The 23,160-nt window shown below is 72.8% G+C and carries 24 protein-coding genes and 1 riboswitch; of the genes, 12 read left to right on the top strand and 12 right to left on the bottom strand.

Annotated features, from left to right (window positions below; genetic code table 11):
• Positions 1–10 precede the first annotated feature (10 nt).
• Genes BKI49_RS22990 through BKI49_RS23000 form a run of 3 tightly spaced genes read right to left on the bottom strand, consistent with a single transcriptional unit; the run spans position 11 to position 1,724 of the window.
• On the bottom strand, positions 11–751 hold the full coding sequence (locus tag BKI49_RS22990) for an isocitrate lyase/PEP mutase family protein (RefSeq protein WP_095936310.1): 741 nt from the start codon (positions 749–751) through the stop codon (positions 11–13).
• Positions 748–1,149: a carboxymuconolactone decarboxylase family protein gene (locus BKI49_RS22995; RefSeq protein WP_095936311.1), complete on the bottom strand. Its 402-nt coding sequence runs from the start codon at positions 1,147–1,149 to the stop codon at positions 748–750. Before BKI49_RS22995 ends, BKI49_RS22990 begins: the two co-directional genes overlap by 4 nt.
• A 56-nt stretch (positions 1,150–1,205) precedes the next feature.
• Entirely contained in the window at positions 1,206–1,724 is a 519-nt protein-coding gene (locus tag BKI49_RS23000; RefSeq protein ID WP_095936312.1) for a carboxymuconolactone decarboxylase family protein, read from the bottom strand.
• 48 nt (positions 1,725–1,772) lie between these two features.
• Here BKI49_RS23000 and pdxR point away from each other — a divergent pair, with 48 nt between their 5' ends.
• Complete coding sequence (pdxR, locus tag BKI49_RS23005; protein ID WP_095936156.1) at positions 1,773–3,173, top strand: MocR-like pyridoxine biosynthesis transcription factor PdxR; 1,401 nt, start codon at positions 1,773–1,775, stop codon at positions 3,171–3,173.
• A gap of 545 nt (positions 3,174–3,718) precedes the next feature.
• On the opposite strand, the gene BKI49_RS23010 is transcribed toward pdxR, so the two are convergent.
• Entirely contained in the window at positions 3,719–4,546 is an 828-nt protein-coding gene (locus BKI49_RS23010) for a DMT family protein (protein WP_095936157.1), read from the bottom strand.
• 152 nt (positions 4,547–4,698) lie between these two features.
• Here BKI49_RS23010 and BKI49_RS23015 point away from each other — a divergent pair, with 152 nt between their 5' ends.
• Positions 4,699–5,043 carry a hypothetical protein gene (locus BKI49_RS23015; protein ID WP_095936158.1) on the top strand — a complete coding sequence of 115 codons (345 nt, stop codon included), beginning with the start codon at positions 4,699–4,701 and terminating at the stop codon, positions 5,041–5,043.
• Positions 5,044–5,057: 14 nt separating this feature from the next.
• On the top strand, positions 5,058–6,245 hold the full coding sequence (locus BKI49_RS23020; protein ID WP_095936159.1) for a glutathionylspermidine synthase family protein: 1,188 nt from the start codon (positions 5,058–5,060) through the stop codon (positions 6,243–6,245).
• A gap of 91 nt (positions 6,246–6,336) precedes the next feature.
• Here the strand turns inward: BKI49_RS23020 and rocD are convergent, their stop codons facing one another.
• Positions 6,337–7,551: an ornithine--oxo-acid transaminase gene (rocD, locus tag BKI49_RS23025; RefSeq protein ID WP_257004915.1), complete on the bottom strand. Its 1,215-nt coding sequence runs from the start codon at positions 7,549–7,551 to the stop codon at positions 6,337–6,339.
• Positions 7,552–7,799: 248 nt separating this feature from the next.
• Positions 7,800–7,887: riboswitch (ZMP/ZTP riboswitch) on the top strand.
• A 31-nt stretch (positions 7,888–7,918) separates the two neighbouring features.
• Between rocD and BKI49_RS23030 the strand changes: the two genes are divergently transcribed.
• Complete coding sequence (locus BKI49_RS23030) at positions 7,919–9,364, top strand: glycine hydroxymethyltransferase (RefSeq protein ID WP_095936161.1); 1,446 nt, start codon at positions 7,919–7,921, stop codon at positions 9,362–9,364.
• A gap of 15 nt (positions 9,365–9,379) precedes the next feature.
• Here the strand turns inward: BKI49_RS23030 and BKI49_RS23035 are convergent, their stop codons facing one another.
• The 4 genes from BKI49_RS23035 to BKI49_RS23050 all read right to left on the bottom strand — a co-directional run bounded on the left by BKI49_RS23035 (position 9,380) and on the right by BKI49_RS23050 (position 12,716).
• Positions 9,380–10,078 (bottom strand): hypothetical protein, encoded by a 699-nt coding sequence (locus BKI49_RS23035; RefSeq protein WP_373557576.1) that lies wholly within the window; start codon positions 10,076–10,078, stop codon positions 9,380–9,382.
• 337 nt (positions 10,079–10,415) lie between these two features.
• A complete protein-coding gene (locus BKI49_RS23040; RefSeq protein ID WP_257004916.1) occupies positions 10,416–11,108 on the bottom strand; it encodes a hypothetical protein in 693 nt (230 codons plus the stop codon).
• Positions 11,109–11,248: 140 nt separating this feature from the next.
• Entirely contained in the window at positions 11,249–12,112 is an 864-nt protein-coding gene (locus BKI49_RS23045) for a hypothetical protein (RefSeq protein WP_257004917.1), read from the bottom strand.
• A complete protein-coding gene (locus BKI49_RS23050) occupies positions 12,105–12,716 on the bottom strand; it encodes an RNA polymerase sigma factor (RefSeq protein ID WP_179332538.1) in 612 nt (203 codons plus the stop codon). The genes BKI49_RS23045 and BKI49_RS23050 overlap by 8 nt, the downstream gene beginning before the upstream one ends.
• 78 nt (positions 12,717–12,794) lie before the next feature.
• On the opposite strand from BKI49_RS23050, the gene trpS reads away from it, so the two are divergent.
• Together trpS and BKI49_RS23060 are read left to right on the top strand one after the other, a co-directional pair.
• Entirely contained in the window at positions 12,795–13,808 is a 1,014-nt protein-coding gene (trpS, locus tag BKI49_RS23055; protein WP_028802914.1) for a tryptophan--tRNA ligase, read from the top strand.
• A 197-nt stretch (positions 13,809–14,005) separates the two neighbouring features.
• Positions 14,006–14,587 (top strand): 2'-5' RNA ligase family protein, encoded by a 582-nt coding sequence (locus tag BKI49_RS23060; RefSeq protein ID WP_095936163.1) that lies wholly within the window; start codon positions 14,006–14,008, stop codon positions 14,585–14,587.
• Between the two features lie 179 nt (positions 14,588–14,766).
• Here BKI49_RS23060 and BKI49_RS23065 read toward each other — a convergent pair whose 3' ends face one another.
• Together BKI49_RS23065 and BKI49_RS23070 are read right to left on the bottom strand one after the other, a co-directional pair.
• A complete protein-coding gene (locus BKI49_RS23065) occupies positions 14,767–15,522 on the bottom strand; it encodes a decaprenylphospho-beta-D-erythro-pentofuranosid-2-ulose 2-reductase (protein WP_095936164.1) in 756 nt (251 codons plus the stop codon).
• Positions 15,523–15,644: 122 nt separating this feature from the next.
• Positions 15,645–16,994, bottom strand: coding sequence for a decaprenylphosphoryl-beta-D-ribose oxidase (locus BKI49_RS23070; RefSeq protein WP_095936165.1), 1,350 nt, complete (start codon positions 16,992–16,994; stop codon positions 15,645–15,647).
• Positions 16,995–17,190: 196 nt separating this feature from the next.
• Between BKI49_RS23070 and BKI49_RS23075 the strand changes: the two genes are divergently transcribed.
• The 4 genes from BKI49_RS23075 to BKI49_RS23090 are packed head-to-tail and all read left to right on the top strand — an operon-like array spanning position 17,191 to position 20,066.
• Positions 17,191–17,724, top strand: coding sequence for a phosphatase PAP2 family protein (locus tag BKI49_RS23075; protein WP_095936316.1), 534 nt, complete (start codon positions 17,191–17,193; stop codon positions 17,722–17,724).
• Positions 17,717–18,661 (top strand): decaprenyl-phosphate phosphoribosyltransferase, encoded by a 945-nt coding sequence (locus tag BKI49_RS23080; protein ID WP_095936166.1) that lies wholly within the window; start codon positions 17,717–17,719, stop codon positions 18,659–18,661. Before BKI49_RS23075 ends, BKI49_RS23080 begins: the two co-directional genes overlap by 8 nt.
• Positions 18,658–19,095: a GtrA family protein gene (locus BKI49_RS23085; RefSeq protein ID WP_095936167.1), complete on the top strand. Its 438-nt coding sequence runs from the start codon at positions 18,658–18,660 to the stop codon at positions 19,093–19,095. Before BKI49_RS23080 ends, BKI49_RS23085 begins: the two co-directional genes overlap by 4 nt.
• Positions 19,083–20,066: a YihY/virulence factor BrkB family protein gene (locus BKI49_RS23090; RefSeq protein WP_095936168.1), complete on the top strand. Its 984-nt coding sequence runs from the start codon at positions 19,083–19,085 to the stop codon at positions 20,064–20,066. Before BKI49_RS23085 ends, BKI49_RS23090 begins: the two co-directional genes overlap by 13 nt.
• Here the strand turns inward: BKI49_RS23090 and BKI49_RS23095 are convergent.
• Entirely contained in the window at positions 20,020–21,294 is a 1,275-nt protein-coding gene (locus tag BKI49_RS23095; protein WP_373557577.1) for a D-alanyl-D-alanine carboxypeptidase family protein, read from the bottom strand. The two genes, BKI49_RS23090 and BKI49_RS23095, sit on opposite strands and share 47 nt — an antisense overlap.
• A 91-nt stretch (positions 21,295–21,385) precedes the next feature.
• On the opposite strand from BKI49_RS23095, the gene BKI49_RS23100 reads away from it, so the two are divergent.
• The gene (locus tag BKI49_RS23100; RefSeq protein ID WP_028802923.1) at positions 21,386–21,628 is read left to right on the top strand and encodes an SCO4848 family membrane protein; all 243 of its coding nucleotides are present in this window, start codon (positions 21,386–21,388) and stop codon (positions 21,626–21,628) included.
• A gap of 16 nt (positions 21,629–21,644) precedes the next feature.
• Positions 21,645–23,057, top strand: a complete 1,413-nt coding sequence (locus BKI49_RS23105) for a metallophosphoesterase (RefSeq protein ID WP_095936170.1) — start codon at positions 21,645–21,647, stop codon at positions 23,055–23,057.
• Positions 23,058–23,160: the final 103 nt, after the last annotated feature.

The raw sequence follows: 23,160 nt of genomic DNA on the forward strand, positions 1-23,160 counted from the left end.
GGGGTCCTGCCTACCGCCGGAGTTCCGCGGCGATCTCCCCCAGGGCCTGAGCGGTCCGGCGCTGCAGTCCCGGCCCGAACGTGACGCGGGTGGCGCCCCGTTCGCCGAGCTCCGTGAGCTGCTCGTCGAGCGGGGCGTCGCCGGTCCTGGCGAACACGTTGACGGGCCCCTCGATCCCGGCGCGCAGCTGGGGGAGTACGTCGACGGGAGCGCCGATGGGGTACACGCAGTCGGCGCCCGCGGCGACGTACAGCGCGGCCCGCTCGATGGCCCGCTCCGGATCCGGGTCCCCGCACACGAACGTGTCGACCCGGGCGTTGACGAAGAGCCGGTCCCCGGCGGCGGTCCGCACCTCGGCCAGCCAGTCGGCGTGCCGGGCGGGGTCCTTGAGGACGCCTCCCGCCGAGTCCTCCAGATTGCAGCCGACCGCACCCGTCCCCAGGAGCCGCTCCACCAGTTCCTGGGGCGGGAGCCCGTAGCCGTCCTCGACGTCCGCGGACACGGGCACGTCGACCGCGCGGACGATCCGAGCGACCGCCGCGAACATCTCCTCGGCGGGCGTCGACCCGTCCTCGTACCCGAGGGAGGCGGCGACCCCGGCGCTGGGCGTGGCGAGCGCAGGGAATCCGGCGTCCACGAACACCCGCGCACTGGCCGCGTCCCAGGGGCCCGGCAGCACCAGCGGGTCACCCGGCGGGCGGCCCAGGTGCAGTGCCCGGAACGTCTCGGCCCTGTCCGTGCCCTGACTCACCACGCGGTGGCGCCCGGTGCGATGCGCCGGGTCACCATCAGCCGGTTCCAGCTGTTGATGGCGGTGATCAGGCCGATGAGATGCGCGAGTCCCGCCTCGTCGAAGTGCTCGGCGGCGCGCTCGTAGACCTCGTCCGGCACGAATCCGTCCGTCAGGACCGTGACGGCGTCGGTCAGGGCGAACGCCGCCCGCTCGCGTGCGCCGAACGCCTCCTCGGCCTCCTCCCAGGCGTTGAGGAGCTGGATGCGGTCGTCGTCGACCCCGTGCTTGCGGGCGAGTTTCACATGCATGTCGAGACAGAACGCGCAGTGGTTGAGCTGCGAGGCGCGGATCATGACCATCTCCGCGAGCGCCGGGTCCCCGAGGCCCTTCTTCGCGGCGGCGCTGAGCGCCTGCATCGCGGTCCGCACCTCGGCGTCGAGGTGGCTCGTCCGGGTGCTCCCGTCCGAGCCCGTCACTTGTACTGTCCGGCCCGGTAGTGTCCGGCCACCAGCCGGCAGGTCACGCCGAACCGGTTCCAGGCGTTGATCACCGTGATCGCGGCGATCAGCTGGGCCAGTTCGGCCTCCTCGAAGTGCTTGGCGGCCTGCTCGTACACCTCGTCGGGCACGAAACCGTCCGTGAGGACCGTGACCGCCTCGGTCAGTTCGAGCGCCGCGACCTCCTTCTGCGTGTAGAAGTGCTTCGACTCCTCCCACGCGCCGAGCTGGATGATCCGCTCGACGCTCTCACCCGCGGCGATCGCGTCCTTGGTGTGCATGTCCAGGCAGAAGGCGCAGTGGTTGAGCTGCGAGGCGCGGATCTTCACCAGCTCCAGGATCACGGGGTCCAGACCCTTCCGGGCCGCCGCGTCGAGCTTGATCATCGCCTTGTACACGTCGGGGGCGAGCTTGGCCCAGTCCAGGCGGGGGGTGTGCTCGGGAACGTATTCGGTGGTCCGGCCGGTGGTCGTGGTGTCGTCATGCGTCGTCATGTGTCCCGACACTACGGGCGGAGTAGCCCAGGAGTATGGTCCATTTCCATGGCAGAGTCACGGGCCACTTTGGGGGCCGAGGGATTCGACCTCCATGTCGAGCCGACCGGGTCCGGGGTGCGCAAAGGGCTGACGGACGCGTTGCGCGAGGCCGTCCGCAGCGGCCGGCTCGCGCCCGGCACCCGGCTCCCCTCCTCCCGGTCGCTCGCCGTCGACCTGGGCATCGCCCGCAACACGGTCGCCGACGCGTACGCCGACCTCGTCGCCGAGGGCTGGCTCACCGCACGCCAGGGCTCGGGTACCAGGGTGGCCGAGCGGACGGTCGTCCCGCCCGCCCCGGAGACGGCGCCGCGCCGCCGCGAGCAGGGGCGCCCCGCCTACGACCTCGTCCCCGGCAGCCCGGACCTCGCCTCCTTCCCGCGCACCGCGTGGCTCAGGGCGGCCCGCCGGGCGCTGACCGCCGCGCCGCACGAGGCCCTCGGCTACGGCGATCCGCGCGGCCGCCCCGAACTGCGCACCGCCCTGTCCGGCTACCTCTCCCGCGCCCGCGGAGTGCGGGCCGATCCGGAGCGCATCGTGATCTGCTCCGGCTTCGCCGACGGTCTGACGCTGCTCGGCACGGTCCTGCGGCAGCGCGGCGTGCGCTCCGTGGCCGTCGAGGCCTACGGGCTCGATCTGCACTGGAACCTCCTGCACCGTTCGGGCCTGCGGACCGTCCCGCTGCCCCTCGACGGACTCGGCGCCCGCACCGACGACCTGGCCGGGGTCGGAGCCGTCCTGCTCACACCCGCGCACCAGTTCCCCATGGGGGTGCCGCTCCATCCCGAGCGCCGTGCCGCCGTCGTGGACTGGGCCCGCCGCACCGGCGGCGTGATCCTGGAGGACGACTACGACGGCGAGTTCCGCTACGACCGCCAGCCCGTCGGCGCGCTCCAGGGACTGGACCCCCAGCACGTCGTCCACCTGGGCACCGCGAGCAAGTCCCTGGCCCCCGCGCTGCGTCTGGGCTGGCTGGTCCTGCCGCCGTCGCTCGCGCCCGAGGTCACCGCGCTCAAGGGCGGCGGGGGCTGGTCGACCGGGGCGCTGGACCAGCTCACCCTCGCGGAGTTCCTCACCTCCGGCGCCTACGACCGGCACGTCCGGGCGGCCCGGCTGCGCTACCGGCGGCGCCGCGACGCGCTGGTCGCGGCCCTCGCCGATCGCGCTCCGTCGGTCCACGCCACCGGAATCGCGGCCGGCCTGCACGCCGTCCTCAGGCTTCCCGCGGGCACCGAACAGTCGGTGGTCCGGGCGGCGGCCTGGCAGGGGCTGGCCGTCCACGGCCTGACGCGCTACCGCCACCCCGACGCGGCCACGGAACCGCAGGACGCGCTGGTGGTGGGGTACGGGACACCGCCGGACCACGCGTGGTCGGGGGCGCTCGACGCGCTGTGCCGAGCGCTGCCCTGACCTGGCTCCCGGCTCAGGCTCCCGTTTCCCGGCTCCGGCTCCCGGCCCCGTTCTCCGGCTCGCGGCCCGGGCTCCCGGTCCCGGCTCCCGGCTCCCGTTCTCCGGCTCGCAGCCCGGGCTTCCGGCTCCCGGCTCAGGCTCCCGTTTCCCGTTCTCCGGCTGGCGGCCCGGGCTCCCGGTCCCGGCTCCCGGCTCCCGTTCTCCGGCTCGCAGCCCGGGCTTCCGGCTCCCGGCTCCCGGTCCCGGCTCGCGACCCGGGCTCCCGGTCCCGGCTCCCGTTTCCCGGCTCGCGGTCCGGGCTCCCGGTCCTCGGCTCGCGGCCCGGGCTCCTGGCCCTGGCTGGCGGCCCGGGTTTCCGGTTGCCGCGGAGCCGAGGGGACTGTCGCGCTCTCTGTAGCGAGGGCTCGCCGAGGGGGGCCCGGAGCCTGCACCTGGGCCGGGCGGACGTGGACCGCTGCTGCCGAGCTGGCCGGGAGCGGCGGTGGCGTGCTCGCACCGGAGCCGCGACGCAGCGGACCCGCCGCCCGCCGAGGGAGCCGAAGCGGCTACGTCGATTCCTGCACCGGGGCCTCGCCGAAGCGGGCCAGCGCCAGCGCGCCCGCCACCGCGATCGCGAAGCCGAGGACCGCCAGCCAGGCGAGCCCCTCCCGCGTGCGGTCGCCCAGCCACGCCACGCCCACCAGGGCGGGCCCGATCGTCTCCCCGATCACCAGCCCGGCGGTCGCGGTCGTCACGGAGCCGCGCTGAAGGGCCGAGGTGAGCAGCAGGAACGCCGCGCCGCCGCCGATGAGCAGTGCGTACGTCGCCGGATTGGCCAGCAGCGCGCCCGGGTCGAGGTCGTCGATGAGCCGCACCGACACCTCGACCACACCGAAGCCGAAGCCGGCGCCGAGGCCGAGGACGAGCGGGCGCCCCCGCTCGGGCAGCCGCCCGCTCACGAGGCCCAGCAGCAGCACCCCGACGGCCGTGCCCAGCATCGCGTACTTCAGAGCCGCCGACCCCGGGCGGTCGCCCTCGGTGCCCGACGCCAGCCCCAGCATCGCGAGCCCCGCACACACCAGTCCCACCGCGCCCCACTCGACCCGGCTCAGTCGCACCCGCAGCAGCCGTGAGGCCACGACCGCCGTCACGGCGAGGCTCGCGGCGAGCGCCGCCCCCACCGTGTAGATCGGAATCGACCGGAGCGCGGCGATCTGGAGCAGGAACCCGACCCCGTCGAGCGCGAGCCCGGCCAGATAGCGCCATTGCCGCAGCGCGCGCAGCAACAGCGCCGCTTCCCCGCCCGGCCCGGTGCCGGCCGCCGCGCGCGCCGCCATCGCCTGGAGCACGGTCGCGGTTCCGAAGCAGACCGACGCACCAAGCGCGCACACCATTCCAAAGAGCACGAAGCGACTGTAGGGGAGCCCGCATCGCAGGGGGCCGTCGCACGCTCGTCCTGCGGTGCTCTCTACTCTGATCGCCGAACGTCCAAGAAGAAGCACAAACGAAGCAAAGTCGAACCGAACGAATCAACGGGGGAACGGACATGGCGGACACACGTCGTCAACTGCGCTCGGGCACCGTCGTGCTCGGCGGCATGGGACTCCTCGCCGCCGCACTCACGGCCTGCTCCTCGGAGCCGGACAAGCGCTGCGTCGACCGCGACAGCTACAACCTCGCCAAGGGCTACCGGGTCGTCGCCGACAAGAACTGCAAGTCCACCAAGGTGTCCGTCAACGGCAGTTGGTACTACGGCGGCAAGAAGAAGAGCGGCTGGGTCGACGGCGGCTCCTTCGTCAAGCCGAGCAAGGGTTCCGGCGGCTCCGGCGGCAGCCACAGCGGCGTCGACCGCGGCGGCTTCGGCAGCGGCAAGGGCAGCTCCGGCGGCTGAGCAGGAGACGTCTCGTGGAACGCCGCACCATCGCACCCCGCCCCGACTGGCAGCGGACCGTCGAGGAACAGGGCCTCATCTATCCGCTCACCCGCCACCCCGACGACTCCCTGCGCCCCTACTGGGACGAGAGCGCGTACTACGTCTTCTCGCTCCCCGAGGTCGAGGCGCTGGAGGAGGTCGTGGACGAACTGCACCGCATGTGCCTGGCCGCGGCCGAGCACATCGTCCGCACGGACCGCTTCGCCGACCTCGGCATCACCGACCCGCACGTCGTGCGGGCCGTCGCCGAGGCGTGGCGGCGGCGCGCCGAACTCCCCTCCGTCTACGGCCGTTTCGACCTGCGCTACGACGGCACGGGCCCCGCCAAGCTGCTGGAGTACAACGCCGACACGCCGACCTCCCTCGTCGAGGCCGCGAGCCCGCAGTGGTTCTGGATGGAGGACCGCTTCCCCGGCGCCGACCAGTGGAACTCCCTGCACGAACGCCTCGTCGCCGCCTGGAAGAAGCAGGCGCCCCTCCTGCCGCCGGGCAGCCCGCTGCACTTCGCGCACTCCTCCGCCGACGAACTCGGCGAGGACCTGATGACGGTCGCCTACCTCAAGGAGACCGCCGAGCAGGCGGGCCTCGACACCGACTGGATCTCCATGGAGGAGATCGGCTGGGACCCCCTCTCCGGCCGCTTCGTCGACAACTCGCTCCGCTTCATCCGCAGCTGCTTCAAGCTCTACCCCTGGGAGTGGCTCACGGCCGACCGCTTCGCCGGACACGTCCTGGACACCCTCGACAACGGCGGCGGCACGGGCACGACGCTGTGGATCGAGCCGGCCTGGAAGATGCTCCTCTCCAACAAGGCCCTCCTCGCCATCCTCTGGGAGCTCTACCCGGACCACCCGAACCTGCTCCCCGCCCACCTCGACGGCCCGCGCGAACTGGCCGCCGGCCGGGGCTACGTGGCCAAGCCGCTCCTCGGCCGCGAGGGCGCCGGCGTCACCGTGCACGAACCGGGCGCCGCCCCGGCCGTACGGACCGACGAGCCCTGCGTCTACCAGGAGCTGGCCCCCCTCCCGTCCTTCGACGGCAACCGTGTCGTCCTGGGCGCCTGGGTCGTCGAGGACGAGTCGGCGGGCCTCGGCATCCGCGAGTCGTCCGGCCTGGTCACGGACGAGTACGCCCGCTTCCTGCCGCACGTGATCCTCTGACGGCCCGGTGCGCGAACCCTGGCCCCGGGCGCCCGCCGACACGGGGGCCGGGGCCGAGCCCGTGCCACGGCGGGCACCCGCGCCGCACCCCCTAGGCCCCCAGCACCTCGCGGAGTCGGCCGAGCCCCCAGTCGAGGTCCTCCTCGGAGATGACCAGCGGCGGGGCGATCCGGATCGTGACGCCGTGGGTGTCCTTCACCAGGACGCCGCGGTCCACCAGCTTCTCGGAGATCTCCCGGCCCGTGCCGTACGCCGGGGCGATGTCGACGCCCGCCCACAGCCCGCGCCCGCGGACCTGCGTGACATGACCGGAGTCCTTCAACCGGCCCAGCTCCTGGTGCAGATGCGCACCCAGCTCGGCCGCCCGCCGCTGGTACTCGCCCGACCGCAGCATCGCGATCACCTCCAACGCCACCGCGCAGGCCAGCGGATTGCCCCCGAACGTCGAACCGTGCTCCCCGGGCCGGAACACCCCCAGCACGTCGGCGCCCGCCACCACCGCCGACACGGGGACGACCCCGCCCCCGAGCGCCTTGCCCAGCACGTACACGTCCGGCACGACCCCCTCGTGCTCGCACGCGAACGTCTTCCCCGTGCGGCCGAGACCCGACTGGATCTCGTCCGCGACGAACAGCACGTTCCGCTCGCGGGTCAGTTCCCGCACCCCCGGCAGGTAGCCCGGGGGCGGCACCAGCACCCCCGCCTCGCCCTGGATCGGCTCCAGCAGCACGGCGACCGTGTTCTCCGTCAGCGCCGCCCGCATCGCGGTCAGGTCCCCGTACGGCACGATCTCGAATCCCGGCGTGTACGGTCCGAAGTCCGCCCGCGCCTCCGGGTCCGTGGAGAAACTGATGAGCGTGGTCGTACGGCCGTGGAAGTTGTTCCCCGCGACGACGATCTTCGCCCTCTCCGCGGGCACCCCCTTCACGCGGTACCCCCACTTCCGGGCCGTCTTCACCGCGGTCTCCACCGCCTCCGCGCCCGTGTTCATCGGCAGCACCATCTCCATGCCGCACAGCGCCGCCAGCTCCCGGCAGAAGTCCGCGAACCGGTCGTGGTGGAACGCCCGCGACGTCAGCGTCACCCGCTCCAGCTGCGCCTTCGCCGCCTCGATCAGCCGCCGGTTGCCGTGCCCGAAGTTCAGCGCCGAGTATCCGGCCAGCATGTCGAGGTAACGGCGCCCCTCGACGTCCGTCATCCAGGCCCCGTCCGCCGTCGCCACGACGACCGGCAGCGGGTGGTAGTTGTGCGCGCTGTGCGCGTCGGCCGAGGCGATGAACGCCTTCGTCGTCTCCGTAGCGGTCACGCGATCTCCGTTTCTTGACGAGCGGCACGGGGCGACGCGCGTGCCCGCGCACGGGGCGGCACGTGCTGCCCGGACCGGGCGGCTCGCGCTTCCCGGACCACGGGCGGATACGTGCTCCCGGGCGGGGGACGGCATGTCCTCCCGGGCGGGGAGTGGCGCCCGCCGACGGTGGGCCCCGGCCTCCTTCCTACCGTCGCTCGCATGGTGGACCGGGGAACCCGCAGATCCGGCGCGCCCGGTAGGCTGACCGGCGGGGCCGTGACTGGCGCGCTGGGATGGGACCGACCATCGGGGAGCGGCCCCTCGAACTGTGTGCCGTGCGCCTGGGCCGACCCGTGAACGCTGAACACCACGTCCGGAGGCCGTCATGCCAGAGCCCCTTTCCACCGAGTCCACCGCGTTCCGCAGTGCCCTGGACGTGATCCGGGCCGTGGAGCCCCGCGTCGCCGACGCCATCGGCCAGGAGGTCGCCGACCAGCGCGACATGCTCAAGCTGATCGCGTCGGAGAACTACGCCTCCCCGGCCACGCTCCTCGCCATGGGCAACTGGTTCAGCGACAAGTACGCCGAGGGGACCGTCGGCCGTCGCTTCTACGCCGGCTGCCGCAACGTCGACACCGTCGAGGCCCTCGCCGCCGAGCACGCCCGCGAGCTCTTCGGCGCCGAGCACGCCTACGCCCAGCCGCACTCCGGCATCGACGCCAACCTCGTGGCCTTCTGGGCCGTCCTCGCCGCCCGCGTCGAGGCCCCCGCCCTGGAGCGCGCCGGCGTCCGCAACGTCAACGACCTCACCGAGGCCGACTGGGCCGAACTGCGCCACGCCTTCGGCAACCAGCGCATGCTCGGTATGTCCCTCGACGCCGGCGGCCACCTCACCCACGGCTTCCGCCCGAACATCTCCGGCAAGATGTTCGACCAGCGCTCCTACGGCACCGACCCCGCCACCGGCCTCATCGACTACGAGGCCCTGCGCGTCTCCGCCCGAGAGTTCAAGCCGCTCATCATCGTCGCCGGCTACTCCGCGTACCCCCGCCTGGTGAACTTCCGGATCATGCGCGAGATCGCCGACGAGGTCGGCGCCACGCTCATGGTCGACATGGCGCACTTCGCGGGCCTCGTCGCCGGCAAGGTGCTCACCGGAGACTTCGATCCCGTCCCGCACGCGCAGATCGTCACCACCACCACGCACAAGTCGCTGCGCGGCCCGCGCGGCGGCATGGTGCTGTGCGACGAGAGCCTCGCCGAGCAGGTCGACCGCGGCTGCCCGATGGTCCTCGGCGGCCCCCTCCCGCACGTCATGGCGGCCAAGGCCGTCGCGCTCGCCGAGGCCCGCCGCCCCGAGTTCCGCGACTACGCACAGGCCGTCGTCGACAACTCCCGTGCCCTCGCCGAGGGCCTGATGCGCCGCGGCGCCACGCTGGTCACCGGCGGCACCGACAATCACCTCAACCTGATCGACGTCGCCTCCTCCTACGGCCTCACCGGCCGTCAGGCCGAGTCCGCCCTGCTCGACTCGGGCATCGTCACCAACCGCAACGCCATCCCCGCCGACCCCAACGGCGCCTGGTACACCTCCGGCATCCGCATCGGCACGCCCGCGCTGACCACCCGTGGTCTGGGCACGGCCGAGATGGACGAGATCGCGGGCCTGATCGACCGCGTCCTGACCTCCGCCGAACCCGGCACCACGGCCAAGGGCAGCCCGTCCAAGGCCCAGCACGTCCTGGACGCGAAGATCTCCGACGAGATCGCCCACCGCGCCACCGACCTGCTCGCCGGTTTCCCGCTCTACCCGGAGATCGACCTCGGCTGACGCGCCTCGCGCGGGCTACAGATCGATCAGCTCCTGTCGTGGTTCCCGCGGCGGTCCGGCAGCCTCACGCCGGGCCGCCGCGCGGCGTATCAGGACGGAGCCCCCTGCACCGAGGACCAGCCCCGCCGCCAGCCCGGGTACCGCCCACCTCACGCTGTCCGCCGCGTCCGGCTCCGCCACGCGCCCCGAGGTGCTTCCCGAGCCGAACAGGTCTCCCTCCTCGTCCAGTTGGTCGAACACAGCGCGTGGGGCCCGGTGCCAGCGGATGTCGTCGTCCCGGACGTCGGGGGAAGGATCAGTCCGCACCCATGGAGTGCCGTCCGCGGCGACGAACACCTGGTCCTGACGCTCGATGGCGACATCGCCACCCGGTGCCCTGCTGGTCTGCGGCCAGCCCCCCACTCCTGTGAGCCCCCAGATCACGGTGGCCCGCACCTCGGGGAAACGGCCCTCCACCCATGCCTCGGGAACCCGCTCCGTCCCCGTGTACCGCGGGGAGAGCAGCCGCCACAGCCGTACGAAGTCCCGCTCCCCGGAGTGCAGCGAGGTCGCCCGTCCCGTGTCACCGGCGACGACCAGCGCCAGGTCGGGAGTGTCGGCCTTCGCCCGCGCCGAGCCGCGCGCCGAATCGTGCGCCGCATCCCGTGCAGAGGCCCGAGCGCCCGGAGCGCCGAGCGCGGCCGCCGCCACGACGACCAGTAACAGAAGCCACACCTGCCTCCGGCCCGTCCCCTTTCGCGTCCCACCGGTCCACAGCCTCGTGCCTTCGGTCCCCGCCCGCGTCCCGCCGCGCCACGACGCGACCCCGCCGGTCCACGGCCCGCTCCCGTCGAGCCGCGACCCCGTCTCGCCGAGCCACGGCGCCACCCCGCCGGTCCACAGCCTCGTCCGGGCCGGCCGGCGTTCCGACCGGGCGAGGCGCCCTCTGCTCGTGCCGGGTCGCCGCCCCCGCCGGGCGGGCCGGGACCTCTCCTGACCGATCCGGAATCTCATCCGTCCCCCTCTTCCCCATGCGTCCCCCTCACCCGTCTGCCCGCCTCCCCGCGGCTCCTCACATGTCCCGCAACTCCTGGTGAGGTTCACCCCCGCGAGGCCGCCACATCCGGGCCAGCAGCGCCCCGGCCGCCGCTCCGGGCAGAGCCCACCACCAGTCGGTGCCGTCGTCGGAGGCGGCCGCGGCCGGCCTCGTCGTCGTCCCCGCGCGGACCTCCCCGGCCGGGGTCGGGGTCGCCGCGCCGGCGGAGTCGTCCGCCGACTCCCACGCGCCCGGGGGGACTCCCGCCGCCCCCTCGGGCGACGGCTTGCCCAGGACGCCGAGCTTCTTGAACAGCGCCCGCACCTGGGCGGGGTGCGCGGCCTTGTGCCAATAGCCGTTCATGCTCCGGATATCGGTGGCCGTGTGTATCCAGACCTCCTTGCCGCGCGACGAGTCCGGATAGACGCGGTCGACCCGCCACGGCGACACGTCGTGCGCCAGCCACGTGACATTGAGCTGACGCCCGCTCGCCACGCTCAGGCCCGGCGGCTCCTCACGGTCGCCCGCGTCGGGCTCGCCCAGCAGGCGCGTCAACTCCCCGTACTCCTCGTCCGAGTAGTACAGCGAGGCGGTCTGCGCGCTCTCCGGCGAGACCACCAGCACGCTCGTCGGTCCACCGGCCGTCGCCGAGGGCGCCGCGATCAGCACCACCGCGAGTGCCACGGCCAACGCCCCCGCCACCGACAGCAGTTCACGAAGCCTGCGCATCCGGACCCCCAACCAGCCGGTCGCCCCGCGTGCGGCCCGCCCGCACGCGTTGTCTCACTTCTGGTACACCGCTCGACCCGCCGGGGTTCCCACTCGGCACCGACGGATTCGCGCGCTGCCTCACCCGTAGGAAACACGTGCTATTTCAGCGACTTGGCGATCGACACCGCCCGCTCCTTCGACGCCACGCCCTCCAGACGCAGGGTCACCTCACCGCCGGAGTGCAGCCACAGCAGCGTGGGTCCCGCGGTCCGCACCGAGCGGGTGAAGCGGTCGCCGTCGTCGTCGACCAGCCAGAAGCTCAGCAGATGCGGCTTCGCGAACCACAGGGCCTGGCGGCCATAGTCCTCGGGGGCGCCGAGCGCCACCCATTCCGGGGGCTCACGCACCGTCTTGGAGAAGCCGATGTCCAGCTGCGCGGGGTACTCGTCCAGCCGGACCGTGCGCCCGTGCTCCTGCCAGCACAGGCTCATCAGCAGCCGCCCCTTCGGCTCACGCGTCACCGTCACCGCGTCGGGCACGCCGAGGGCGCCGGGCACGAGCGGGGTGAACCCGGCCCGCCGGCCGGCCTGCGCCAGGGTCAGCGAAGGCCCGCACCCCGGTACCCGCGCGCCGGGCGAGGGCGCCGCCGACGGGTCGTACCGCACCTCGACCCCGCCGAAGCCGAACCAGCCGACGACCGCGGCGCGCACCGGAGGCGTGAGCACGAGAACCGTGAGCAGTCCGCACAGGCCCGCCGTCAGCCCGCGCCGGCGCGCCCGCGCCCAGCGCAGCACCGCCCGCATCCGGTCGCGGACGCCCGGCGGCTCGGTCACCGGGACCGCGATGTGCTCGGCGAGCATCTGCTCCAGCACCCGCTCGACCATCGACTCGCCGTCGGCCGCATCCGGCCGGTCCAGCGAGCGCCCGAGCGCCCGGAGCTCCTCCGGCAGCCGCGAGACGTCCTCGCCGCCCCGCCGCCTCCGGTCGCCGCGGGACCCGCCCCGACCGCTCCGCTCACTCATGCCCTTCACCCCCTTCCCGCTCCAGGGCCCCGAAGTCCGGCAGCAGCCGGCTCAGCTTGCGCAGGGCGCGGTTGAGCCGGGACTTCACCGTGCCGCGCGGCCAGCCCAGCGCCTGCGCCGTCTCGGGCTCGTCCATCTCCAGCAGATAGCGGTAGGTGACGACGAGGCGGTGCTCCTCGCTCAGCTGCTCCAGGGCGGCCAGCAGCGCCGTCCGGCGCTCCGTCTCCAGCGCCGCGACCGCCGGGTCCGCCGCTTCCGGTATCAGCGGCTCCGCCTCCACGAACGCGGCCTCCCGGCCCGCCAGGGTCCGCTGGCGCACCGCCGTCCGCACTGTGTTCCTCGTCTCATTGGCGACGATCGACAGCAGCCACGGCTTGAACGCCGCGCCGTCCCGAAAGCGCCCCAGCGAGCAGTACGCCTTGATGAAGGCCTGCTGCACCACGTCCTCCGCGTCCGCACCCGCCCCCAGCGCCCTGGCCGCCCTGATCGCGATGCCCGTGTGGGCACGGACCAGGTCCGCATACGCCTCCGGCTCACCGGCGCGTACGCGTGCGATCACCACGGCCTCGTCGACGACGATGCGGCCCCCCTCCCGCGTCCTCACACTCTTGTTACACCGCCGGAGGCGGATCGGTTCCCACCTGTTCCCGAGCAATGAGAGTCACCTGAGAGAATGGGCCCCATGGCCTCAGATCGTCCTCGCGTCCTCTCCGGGATCCAGCCCACCGCGGGCTCGTTCCACCTCGGCAACTACCTGGGCGCGGTCCGCCAGTGGGTGGCCCTCCAGGAGTCCCACGACGCGTTCTACATGGTCGTCGACCTGCACGCGATCACCGTGCCGCAGGACCCCGCGGACCTGCGTGCCAACACCCGGCTCGCCGCCGCGCAGCTGCTCGCCGCCGGTCTCGACCCGGAGCGCTGCACGCTGTTCGTCCAGAGCCATGTCCCCGAGCACGCCCAGCTCGCCTGGATCATGAACTGCCTCACCGGCTTCGGCGAGGCGTCCCGCATGACCCAGTTCAAGGACAAGTCCGCCAAGCAGGGTGCCGACCGCGCCTCCGTCGGTCTGTTCACCTACCCGGTCCTCCAGGTCGCGGACATCCTGCTCTACCAGGCCAACGAGGTCCCGGTCGGCGAGGACCAGCGCCAGCACATCGAGCTCACCCGCGACCTCGCCGAGCGTTTCAACGGCCGTTTCGGCCAGACGTTCACGATCCCGAAGCCGTACATCCTCAAGGAGACGGCGAAGATCTTCGACCTCCAGGACCCGACGATCAAGATGAGCAAGTCGGCGTCGACGCCGAAGGGCCTCATCAACCTGCTCGACGATCCGAAGGCGACCGCCAAGAAGGTCAAGAGCGCGGTCACGGACACGGACACCGTCATCAGGTATGACGCGGACCTGAAGCCGGGTATCAGCAACCTGCTGACCATCTACTCGACCCTCACCGGCACCGGTATCGCGGAACTGGAGCAGAAGTACACCGGCAAGGGCTACGGTGCGCTCAAGACGGACCTCGCCGAGGTCATGGTCGACTTCGTGACGCCGTTCCGGGAGCGCACCCAGCAGTATCTGGACGACCCGGAGACGCTCGACTCGATCCTGGCCAAGGGCGCCGAGAAGGCGCGTGTCGTCGCCGCGGAGACGCTCTCCCAGGCGTACGACAGGGTCGGCTTCCTGCCCGCCAAACACTGACGGCCGACACCGCTGCCACGGCAGCGGTGCGACCGCCCCTACCACAGCCCGTTCGGCAGTGCGTACGAGACGAGCGCGACACTCGTACGGCCGCCGCCGACGGGCCGTACCGCCGTACAGTCGATAGCCGGACCGGCCGAGCAGCCACCCCTGCCCGCGCCGGGGCGGCGGACCTCGAAACAACGACAGGAGACGACGTGGGGACCGTAACGATCGGCGTGTCGATCGCGGTCCCGGAGCCTCACGGCAGCCTGCTCCAGGAGCGGCGCCTGAGCTTCGGCGACGCCGCGGCTTCCGGCATCCCCACGCACGTCACCCTGCTGCCGCCGACGGAGGTCGACGACTCGGCGCTGCCCGCGGTCGAGGCGCACCTCACCGGGGTCGCCACCGCCGGGCGCCCCTTCCCGATGCGGCTGTACGGCACGGGCACCTTCCGCCCCCTGTCGCCCGTCGTCTTCGTGCGGGTCGTCGAGGGGGCAGAGGCCTGCACCCGGCTCCAGACGCAGGTCCGGGACGCGTCCGGTCCCGTCGCCCGTGAGCTGCACTTCCCGTATCACCCGCACGTCACCGTGGCGCACGGCATCGACGACGCCGCGATGGACCGGGCCTTCGAGGAGCTGTCCGGGTACGAGGCCCAGTGGCCGTGTGCCGGATTCGCGCTCTACGAGCAGGGCGCCGACGGCATCTGGCGCAAGCTGCGGGAGTTCCCCTTCGGCGGGACGCTGGTGCCGCCGCAGGCGGGGGCACCCGAGGTCGACAGCACGCTGCCGGCCCGCTGAGCGTCCTGGCCCGCTGAGCGCCCGGCGCCCGCCGGAGCGCCCCTCGGGACGTCGTCCGGGTGACCCCGCGGGTGCGTCACCGGACTCCCGGCCGCCGCGCGAGCACTCGGCACCCACGCCCTGCCGGGTCCGCGGCCCCCGCGCCTGTCCAAGAGCCCGACCCGGCGCCCGCGCGGGTGTCAGATCGGCAGTCGCCGGAACAGCGGGCGCGGCAGGTGCCGCAGGGCCGCCATCACGAACCGCAGCGCCCCCGGTACCCACACCGTCTCCGAGCGCCGCCGCAGACCCGTCTCGACGGCCGCCGCGACCGCCTCGGGGGTGGTGGCCATCGGTGCCTGCGGCAGCCCCGCCGTCATCTTCGTCCGCACGAATCCGGGCCGTACGACCATCACGTGCACGCCCGTGCCGTACAGCGCGTCGCCCAGGCCCTGCGAGAAGGCGTCGAGGCCCGCCTTGCTGGAGCCGTAGATGAAGTTGGAGCGGCGGGCGCGCTCGCCGGCGACCGAGGAGAGCACCACCAGGGAGCCGTGCCCCTGGGACTGGAGGGCCCGCGCCGCGATCAGGCCCGCGGACACCGCGCCCGTGTAGTTGGTCTGCGCGACCCGCGCCGCGGCCAACGGCTCCTTCTCGTCCCGTGCCTGGTCGCCGAGGACGCCGAAGGCGAGCAGCACCATGTCGATGTCGCCCTCCGCGAAGACCTTGCCGAGCACGGTCTCGTGGGAGGCGCTGTCGAGGGCGTCGAAGGCGACGGTACGGACGTCCGCGCCCATCCCGCGCAGTTGCCCGGCGGCCTGCTCCAGTTCCGGCGACGGGCGTCCGGCCAGCCACACGGTGCGGGTGCGCCGGACGATCAGCCGCCGCGCGGTGGCCAGCGCGATCTCGGACGTACCGCCGAGGATCAGCAGGGACTGGGGGATGCCGAAGGCGTCCTTCATGGCAGCTCCTAAGGGCGAGAGAGGGCGGGCGACGGGGCGTGCGCGGACGACGGGGACGGGGCCGCGAGGGGGGAGTGCGGGAGCGGCGGCCGGCGCGCGGGATGCGAGGACGGCACGCGGGACTAGAGGTCGAGGCGTCGGGACAGGTCGGAGGTGAAGACCCGCGCGGGGTCCAGTTCCTGCCGCAGGGCGCGGAACTCGGCGATCCGCGGGTACATCCCGGCCAGCAGCTCGGGGCGCAGCCGCGCGTCCTTGGCCAGGTACACCCGGCCGCCGGCCGCGGCCACCTCCTCGTCCAGTTCGTCGAGGAAGGCGCCGAGCCCCGTCAGGTTCGCGGGGACGTCCAGGGCGAGGGTCCAGCCGGGCACGGGGAAGGACAGCCAGCCGGGATCGGCCTCCCCGAAGCGCTTGAGGACGGCGAGGAAGGACGGGCACCGGCGCTCGGAGATACGCCGCACGATCCGGTGCAGGGCCTCCTCCTGTCCGTGTCCGACGACGAACTGGTACTGGACGAAGCCGCCGCGCCCGTAGACCCGGTTCCAGTGGGGAACCCCGTCGAGGGGGTGGAAGAAGGTCGAGATCTTCTGGAGCTCACCGGCACGCGCGCGTGGTGCCTTGCGGTACCAGAGCTCGTTGAACAGCCCCACCGTCGTACGCCCCAGGAGGCCCTCCGGCACGAACGACGGGGCGGACGGGAACTGCGCGGGCCGGAACACCAGGGGATGCCGGCGCGCGCGGGGCGGCAGCGCGGCCAGCGGCGCGTGCTCGCCCCGGGTCAGTACCGAGCGCCCCAGGGAAGCGCCGCGGGCGAGCAGGTCGATCCAGGCGACCGAATACCGGTAGCGGTGGTCGGTCGCGGTGAGGCGGGCCATCAAGTCGTCCAGGTCCGCGGCGCGTTCGGTGTCGACGGACATCAGCGCGGTCTCGACGGGCTGGAGCCGGACGGTCGCCGTGAGGATCACACCGGTCAGGCCCATGCCGCCGGCCGTCGCGTCGAAGAGGGGGGTGCCGTGGCCGACCGTACGGATCCGGCCGTCGGCGGTGAGGAGTTCGAAGGAGAGGACGTGGCGGGCGAACGAGCCCGACACGTGGTGGTTCTTGCCGTGGATGTCCGCGCCGATCGCGCCGCCGACCGTCACATAGCGGGTTCCGGGGGTGACCGGCACGAACCAGCCGAGGGGCAGCAGGACTTCCATCAGCCGGTGCAGGGACACCCCGGCGTCGCACAGGACGGTGCCGCCGTCCGCGTCGATCGCGTGGATCCGGTCGAGGCCCGTCATGTCGAGCACGGCTCCGCCCGCGTTCTGCGCGGCGTCCCCGTACGCCCGTCCGAGGCCCCGGGCGATGCTGCCGCGTGCCCCGCACGCCCGGACCGCGGCCGCCGCCTCCTCGTACGTGCGCGGGCGGACCAGACGGGCGGCGGTCGGGGCGGTGCGGCCCCAACCCGTGACGGAGACGGTGTCGGCAGGCATGACCGTGACCGTAGCGCCGACAAGGGTGCATAACACCGGAATCATCCCTTACCTCACGGCTCCTCACCGAAATGGGTGATTAATGGGATGTCGTCCAAGATTGCCGTAATTCTGCGGCCACTCCCTAGAAGAGTGAGATCGCATGGACGACCTTGACGACCGGGACGACCGGGACGACGTGGACCGACGGCTCGACATGGACCACCGGCGTGACGACGCGCACGGGCTCGGCGAGGACGTGGACCGTCGACTGCTGGCCGCGCTCCACGAGTGCGGTACGGAACATCCGCGGGTGGCGGCCGTCGCGCGCGCCCTGTCCTGGAGCGGCGAGCACGGCGCGCTGTGGCTCGCGGCGGGGCTCACCGGGGCCGCCGTCGACCGTGAGCGGCGGGCCGCGTGGCTGCGCGCGACGGCGCTCACCACGACCGCGCACCTCGCCAGCATGGGGGTGAAGCGGATCGTGCGCCGCCCGCGCCCCGCCCACCTGGTGCCGCTGGCTCGCACCGCAGGGCGCCACTCCTTCCCGAGCTCGCACGCCTCCTCGTCGGCGGCCGCGGCGGTCGCCTTCGGCGCGCTCGGCGCGTACGTGGCCACGCCGGTCGCCGCCGCGATGTGCCTCTCCCGGCTCGTCGTCGGCGTCCACTACCCCTCGGACGTCGCCGCGGGCGCCGCCCTGGGGGCCCTGACGGCCCGGCTGGGCGCCCGCTGGATCGGGGGCGGCCATGGCTGAGCGCACGGCGCTCCTGGAGCGCACACCGGCCGTCGCGGCACCGGAGCGGGGGCTGGGCGGTCTGGCCCGCGGCCTGCTCAGGACCGCTCGCCCCCGCCAGTGGGTGAAGAACGTGCTCGTCGTGGCCGCCCCGGCCGCCGCGGGACGGCTCTTCTCCGAGCATGCGCTCGTCCAACTCGCTCTCGTGTTCGCGCTGTTCACCGCCTGTGCCGCCGCCGTGTACCTGATCAACGACGCCCGGGACGCCGACGCCGACCGGGCCCACCCGGTCAAGCGGCACCGCCCGGTCGCCGCGGGCCAGGTCCCCGTCCCGGTCGCGTACGCAGTCGGAGGCGCCCTCGCGGTCCTCGCGCCGGCCGCCGCGGCCGTGCTCTGCTCACCGGCCGTCGCCGCGCTGCTGACCGCGTACATCGGCATGCAACTGGCGTACTGCGTCAGCCTGAAGCACGTCCTGGTGGTCGACCTCGTCGTCGTGACGACCGGGTTCCTGATGCGCGCGATGGTCGGCGGGCTCGCCCTCGGCATCCCGCTCTCGCGCTGGTTCCTGATCACCACCGGCTTCGGGGCGCTGTTCATGGTCTCGGCGAAGCGTTACTCCGAGGCCGTGCAGATGGCCGGGAAAGCGGGCGCCACGCGCGCGTTGCTCACCGAGTACACCACCGGCTATCTCCGCTTCGTGTGGCAGCTGGCCGCCGGGGTCTCCGTCCTCGGCTACTGCCTGTGGGCCCTCGAGGAGGGCGGGGTGCCGAGCACCGGCCTGCTCCCGTGGCGGCAGCTGTCGATGGTGGCCTTCATCCTGGCGGTCCTGCGCTACGCCGTCTTCGCCGACCGCGGCACCGCGGGCGAGCCCGAGGACGTGGTCCTGCACGACCGTGCCCTCGCGCTCATCGGCCTGGTCTGGCTGGCGATGTACGGGCTCGCGGTGGCCAACTGGTGAGCGTCGCCCAGCGGGGGCTCGGCCAGGAGCTGCTCGGCTTCGCCACCGCCGGAATCCTCGCCTACGCCACCGACCTCGGCCTGTTCGTCTGGCTGCGCGGACCCGTGGGGCTGGACCCGCTGACCGCCAAGGCGCTGTCGTTCGTGGCGGGCTGCTCGGTCGCCTACGCGGGCAACGCGCTCGGCACCTACCGGCACACGGCGGTGCGCGGCATGCGCCAGTACGCGGTCTTCTTCGCGGTCAACATCGCCGGAGCCCTCGTCCAACTGCTGTGCATCGCCGTCAGTCACTACGGTCTCGGCCTCACCTCGCAGCGCGCGGACACCGTCTCGGGGGCCGGAATCGGCATGGCGATCGCCACTGTCCTGCGTTTTTGGGGTACCCGAACATTGGTTTTCCGAGGTGAGGGCAGAGTCGGATCATGGACTGGCTGAAGAAGCTCCCCGGCGTGGGGCCGTTGGTCACACGCCTGATGGCCACGCACGCGTGGCGCTCCTACGAGCGTCTGGACCGGGTGAAGTGGACGCGGCTCGCCGCGGCCATGACGTTCATCAGCTTCGTGGCGCTGTTCCCGCTGCTGACGGTCGCCGCGGCGATCGCGGCGGCCACCCTCAGCACCCAGCAGCAGAAGGACCTCCAGGACAAGCTGGCCGAGCAGGTGCCCGGGATCTCCGACCAGCTGGACGTCAGCGGCCTCGTCCAGAACGCCGCCACGATCGGAGTGATCGCCGGCGTCTTCCTGCTGTTCACCGGCATCGGCTGGGTCGGCTCGATGCGGGAGTGCCTGCGGGCCGTCTGGGAGCTGCCGGACAGTGAAGAGAACCCCGTCCTGCGCAAGATCAAGGACGCGGGTGTGCTCGTCGGACTCGGCGGCGCGGCGCTCGTCACCATCGCCGCCTCCACCATCGCGTCCACGACGGTGGGCTGGACGGCCCGACGGCTGTCCATCGACGAGAGCGGCTGGGGCGAGACGGTGCTCCAGGTGGCAGCGTTCGCCGTCGCCGTGCTCGGCGGGTTCCTGCTCCTGCTGTACCTCCTGACGCTGTTGCCCGGCGTCGAGCCGCCGCGCCACCGGCTGATCGTCGCCGCGCTGATGGGCGCGGCCGGCTTCGAGCTGCTCAAGCTGCTGCTCAGCGGCTACATGCGGGGTGTCGCCTCGAAGAGCATGTACGGCGCCTTCGGCGTGCCGATCGCGTTGCTGCTGTGGATCAACTTCACCGCGAAACTGCTGCTGTTCTGCGCCGCCTGGACGGCGACGCCGAGCGAGGAGTCCCCGGCGGAGGAGGGCGCGCCGCCCCCGCAGGAGCCGGAGGCCCAGGAAGACGGAGGGGCAAAGGGCGGCGCGGCGCGTTCGCCGGTCAGCGGCGACGGCGCATCAGGTCGGGCAGCGGCCACCGGCGGTTGACGAGGAACACGCCCGCCGCGAGCAGGACGACGAAGCCGCCGGCCACCGCCAGCGCGATCCCGATGCCGCTCGAACCGCTCCGGGTGTCGGTGGCGGCCGCCACCGGCTTGCTGGACGCGCGGTCGTCCTCGGCGGTCCCGCCGGACGCCTTCGCACCCGGCTGCGCGGTGGTGTCGACGCCCTTCGGCGGCACCAGTTCACCGACCGGCTGGATCTTGCCCGCGGCCTGGAAACCCCAGTCGAACAGTCGCGCGGTCTCCTTGTAGACCTCGTTGTGTTCGTTCTTCTCCGGGTTCATGACCGTGACGAGCAGCACCTTGCCGTCGCGCTCGGCGACACCGGTGAAGGTGGCGCCCGCGTTCGTGGTGTTGCCGTTCTTGACCCCGGCGATGCCCTGGTACGTGGAGATGTCGCTGTCGCCGGTCAGGAGACGGTTGGTGTTCTGGATCTCGAAGGACTCGCGGCTCTTCTTGCCCTTCTTGTTCTTCTTCGTCTCGCCCGGGAAGTCGGCCCGCACCGTCGAGCAGTACTCCCGGAAATCCTTCTTCTGAAGCCCCGAGCGGGCGAACAGCGTCAGGTCGTACGCCGAAGACACCTGGCCCTTGGCGTCGTAGCCGTCCGGGCTGACCACGTTCGTGTCGAGGGCCTGGAGTTCGGTGGCGTGCGCCTGCATGTCCTTGACCGTCTGGTCGACGCCGTTGTTCATCGCGGACAGCACGTGCACGGCGTCGTTGCCGGAGCGCAGGAAGACGCCGAGCCACAGGTCGTGGACCGTGTAGGTCTCGTCCTCCTTTATCCCCACCATGCTGGAGCCCGAGCCGATGCCCGCCAGGTCGGAGGGGACCACCTTGTGCTCGGTGGACTTCGGGAACTTCGGCAGCAGCGTGTCGGCGAACAGCATCTTCATGGTGCTCGCCGGGGGCAGCCGCCAGTGCGCGTTGTGCGCGGCCAGCACGTCACCGGATTCGGCGTCGGCGACGATCCAGGAGCGTGCGGTGAGGTCCTTGGGCAGGACGGGGGCGCCGCTGCCGAGATCCACCTGGGTGCCCGGCCGGCCGAGCCGTTCGCCGCCGACGACCGACATGTCCGCCGGGGGAGTGGCGCTCGGGCTGGTGCTCGGTGACGGGGATCCGTCGGCGAGGGCCGGGGCGGCCGTCAGTGAAAGGGACAACAGAGCGGCTGAAGTGACCAACAAGGATCGCTTGACGGTCTTTTTGGTGGCGGGCACGGTCGAGAAAGTACAGGGCTCCGGTCGCGAAGTCCCATCACCCTCCCCACCCCGACACCGGGTCCCGGCCGACGACGGCGATACTGAACCCATGAAGCTCAGCCGCCCCGTGTCCTGGTTCCTGCTCGCCTTCGGGGTGTGGAGCTGGGTCATTTGGGTCACTTTCATCAAGAATCTGTACAAGGACGGCAGCGGGCTCGCGTTCGACGACGCGGGCGATCCGACGGCGTACTTCTGGGTGCACCTGACGCTCGCCGTCGTCTCCTTTGTCTTGGGGACGGTCGTCGGGGTCATCGGGTTGCGCGGGGTACGCGCTTTGCGCCGGACGTCATGACGGGGGACTCCGCGACGTGGTGATCGTGTTCGTACTGGTGGGTCTCGCCGTGCTGGCGGCCTTCGGCGCGCTGCACTGGTACGCCTGGCGGCGCCTCGTGCGGGACACCACGTCCGGGCCGGGGCTCGCGCGCCGTTCGGGCACCGTGCTCTTCGTCGCGGGACCGCTGCTGATGTTCGGCGCGATCGCGAGCGAGCGCGCGGGAGCGCCGTTCCGGCTCCAGCAGGTGCTGGCGTGGCCCGGGTTCCTGTGGATGGCGCTGTCCCTCTACCTGTTGCTGGCGCTCCTGGTGGGGGAGGTCCTGCGGCCGCTCGCGCGATGGGGGCTCACCCGGCGGAGCGCCGCGGCCGGGCAGTCGTCCGCCGCCGAGGACGGGGCCGCCGTCGCCGGGACACCGGCCGCGGTCGTCACGGGGGCGCGCGACGTCACCGTCGGCTCGGCGCCGGGCCGCGGCGCGTCCGAAGGCGCCGGCGCCGAGCCGGGTGCTCGCGCCACGGGCCTCGCCGACGCGCCGTCCACCGACGGCCCGGGCGACGGCCCGACCCCTGCGGCGGAGCCGGGCGCCGCGGGAGGATCCGCCCCGGACACGGCCGGAGCCACCGGGCCCTCCCGGCGGCTCTTCGTCTCGCGGGTGGTCGGTGGCGCAGCCGCCGCCGCGGCCGTGGGGACCGTCGGATACGGGACGTACGGGGTTCTGCGCGGGCCGGCGGTGAAGCGGGTCACCGTGCCGCTCGCCAAGCTCCCGCGTTCCGCGCACGGCTTCCGGATCGCGGTGGTCAGCGACATCCACCTCGGCCCGGTGCTCGGGCGGGGCTTCGCGCAGAAGGTCGTCGACACGATCAACTCCACACAGCCCGATCTCATCGCCGTGGTCGGTGACCTGGTCGACGGCAGTGTGAAGGACCTCGGACCCGCCTCCGCGCCCCTGGCCGGACTGCGGGCCCGCCACGGGGCCTTCTTCGTCACCGGGAACCACGAGTACTTCTCCGGCGCCGAACAGTGGGTCAGGCAGGTGCGGGAGCTGGGCATCCACCCCCTGGAGAACGCGCGCACCGAGCTGGCCGGATTCGATCTCGCGGGCGTCAACGACGTGCAGGGCGAGAGCGAGGGCCAGGGGCCCGACTTCGGCAGGGCGCTCGGGGACAGGGACACCTCGCGGGCCTGCGTGCTCCTCGCCCACCAGCCCGTACAGATCCACGAGGCCGTGCGCCACGGGGTCGACCTCCAGCTCTCCGGGCACACCCACGGAGGGCAGTTGTGGCCCGGGAACCTCGTCGCGGACGCCGCCAACCCGACGCTCGCCGGACTGGAGCGCTACGGGGACACCCAGCTCTACGTCTCCCGCGGCGCGGGAGCCTGGGGGCCGCCGACCCGGGTGGGCGCGCCCTCGGACATCACGGTCGTCGAACTGGCCTCCCGGCAGGCGTGAGAACCGGTTCCGGGACCCCGCGGGAACGGACTCCGGAGCAGGGCGGAAAGGGCCCCGGAGAAGTCTGTGGACCAGCTGTGAAACAGGCCTGAAATGAACGTTC

Origin of the sequence: Streptomyces sp. Tue6028 (assembly GCF_002300165.1) — a bacterium.
Taxonomy (GTDB): domain Bacteria; phylum Actinomycetota; class Actinomycetes; order Streptomycetales; family Streptomycetaceae; genus Streptomyces; species Streptomyces siamensis.

Coding starts and splice junctions, on each gene's coding strand:
- BKI49_RS22995 (WP_095936311.1), bottom strand. CDS start 1,149: ATGCAGGCGCTCAGCGCCGCCGCGAAGAAGGGCCTCGGGGACCCGGCG.
- BKI49_RS23000 (WP_095936312.1), bottom strand. CDS start 1,724: ATGACGACGCATGACGACACCACGACCACCGGCCGGACCACCGAATAC.
- pdxR (WP_095936156.1), top strand. CDS start 1,773: ATGGCAGAGTCACGGGCCACTTTGGGGGCCGAGGGATTCGACCTCCAT.
- BKI49_RS23010 (WP_095936157.1), bottom strand. CDS start 4,546: ATGGTGTGCGCGCTTGGTGCGTCGGTCTGCTTCGGAACCGCGACCGTG.
- BKI49_RS23015 (WP_095936158.1), top strand. CDS start 4,699: ATGGCGGACACACGTCGTCAACTGCGCTCGGGCACCGTCGTGCTCGGC.
- BKI49_RS23030 (WP_095936161.1), top strand. CDS start 7,919: ATGCCAGAGCCCCTTTCCACCGAGTCCACCGCGTTCCGCAGTGCCCTG.
- BKI49_RS23040 (WP_257004916.1), bottom strand. CDS start 11,108: ATGCGCAGGCTTCGTGAACTGCTGTCGGTGGCGGGGGCGTTGGCCGTG.
- BKI49_RS23045 (WP_257004917.1), bottom strand. CDS start 12,112: ATGAGTGAGCGGAGCGGTCGGGGCGGGTCCCGCGGCGACCGGAGGCGG.
- trpS (WP_028802914.1), top strand. CDS start 12,795: ATGGCCTCAGATCGTCCTCGCGTCCTCTCCGGGATCCAGCCCACCGCG.
- BKI49_RS23065 (WP_095936164.1), bottom strand. CDS start 15,522: ATGAAGGACGCCTTCGGCATCCCCCAGTCCCTGCTGATCCTCGGCGGT.
- BKI49_RS23070 (WP_095936165.1), bottom strand. CDS start 16,994: ATGCCTGCCGACACCGTCTCCGTCACGGGTTGGGGCCGCACCGCCCCG.
- BKI49_RS23075 (WP_095936316.1), top strand. CDS start 17,191: ATGGACCACCGGCGTGACGACGCGCACGGGCTCGGCGAGGACGTGGAC.
- BKI49_RS23080 (WP_095936166.1), top strand. CDS start 17,717: ATGGCTGAGCGCACGGCGCTCCTGGAGCGCACACCGGCCGTCGCGGCA.
- BKI49_RS23090 (WP_095936168.1), top strand. CDS start 19,083: ATGGACTGGCTGAAGAAGCTCCCCGGCGTGGGGCCGTTGGTCACACGC.
- BKI49_RS23100 (WP_028802923.1), top strand. CDS start 21,386: ATGAAGCTCAGCCGCCCCGTGTCCTGGTTCCTGCTCGCCTTCGGGGTG.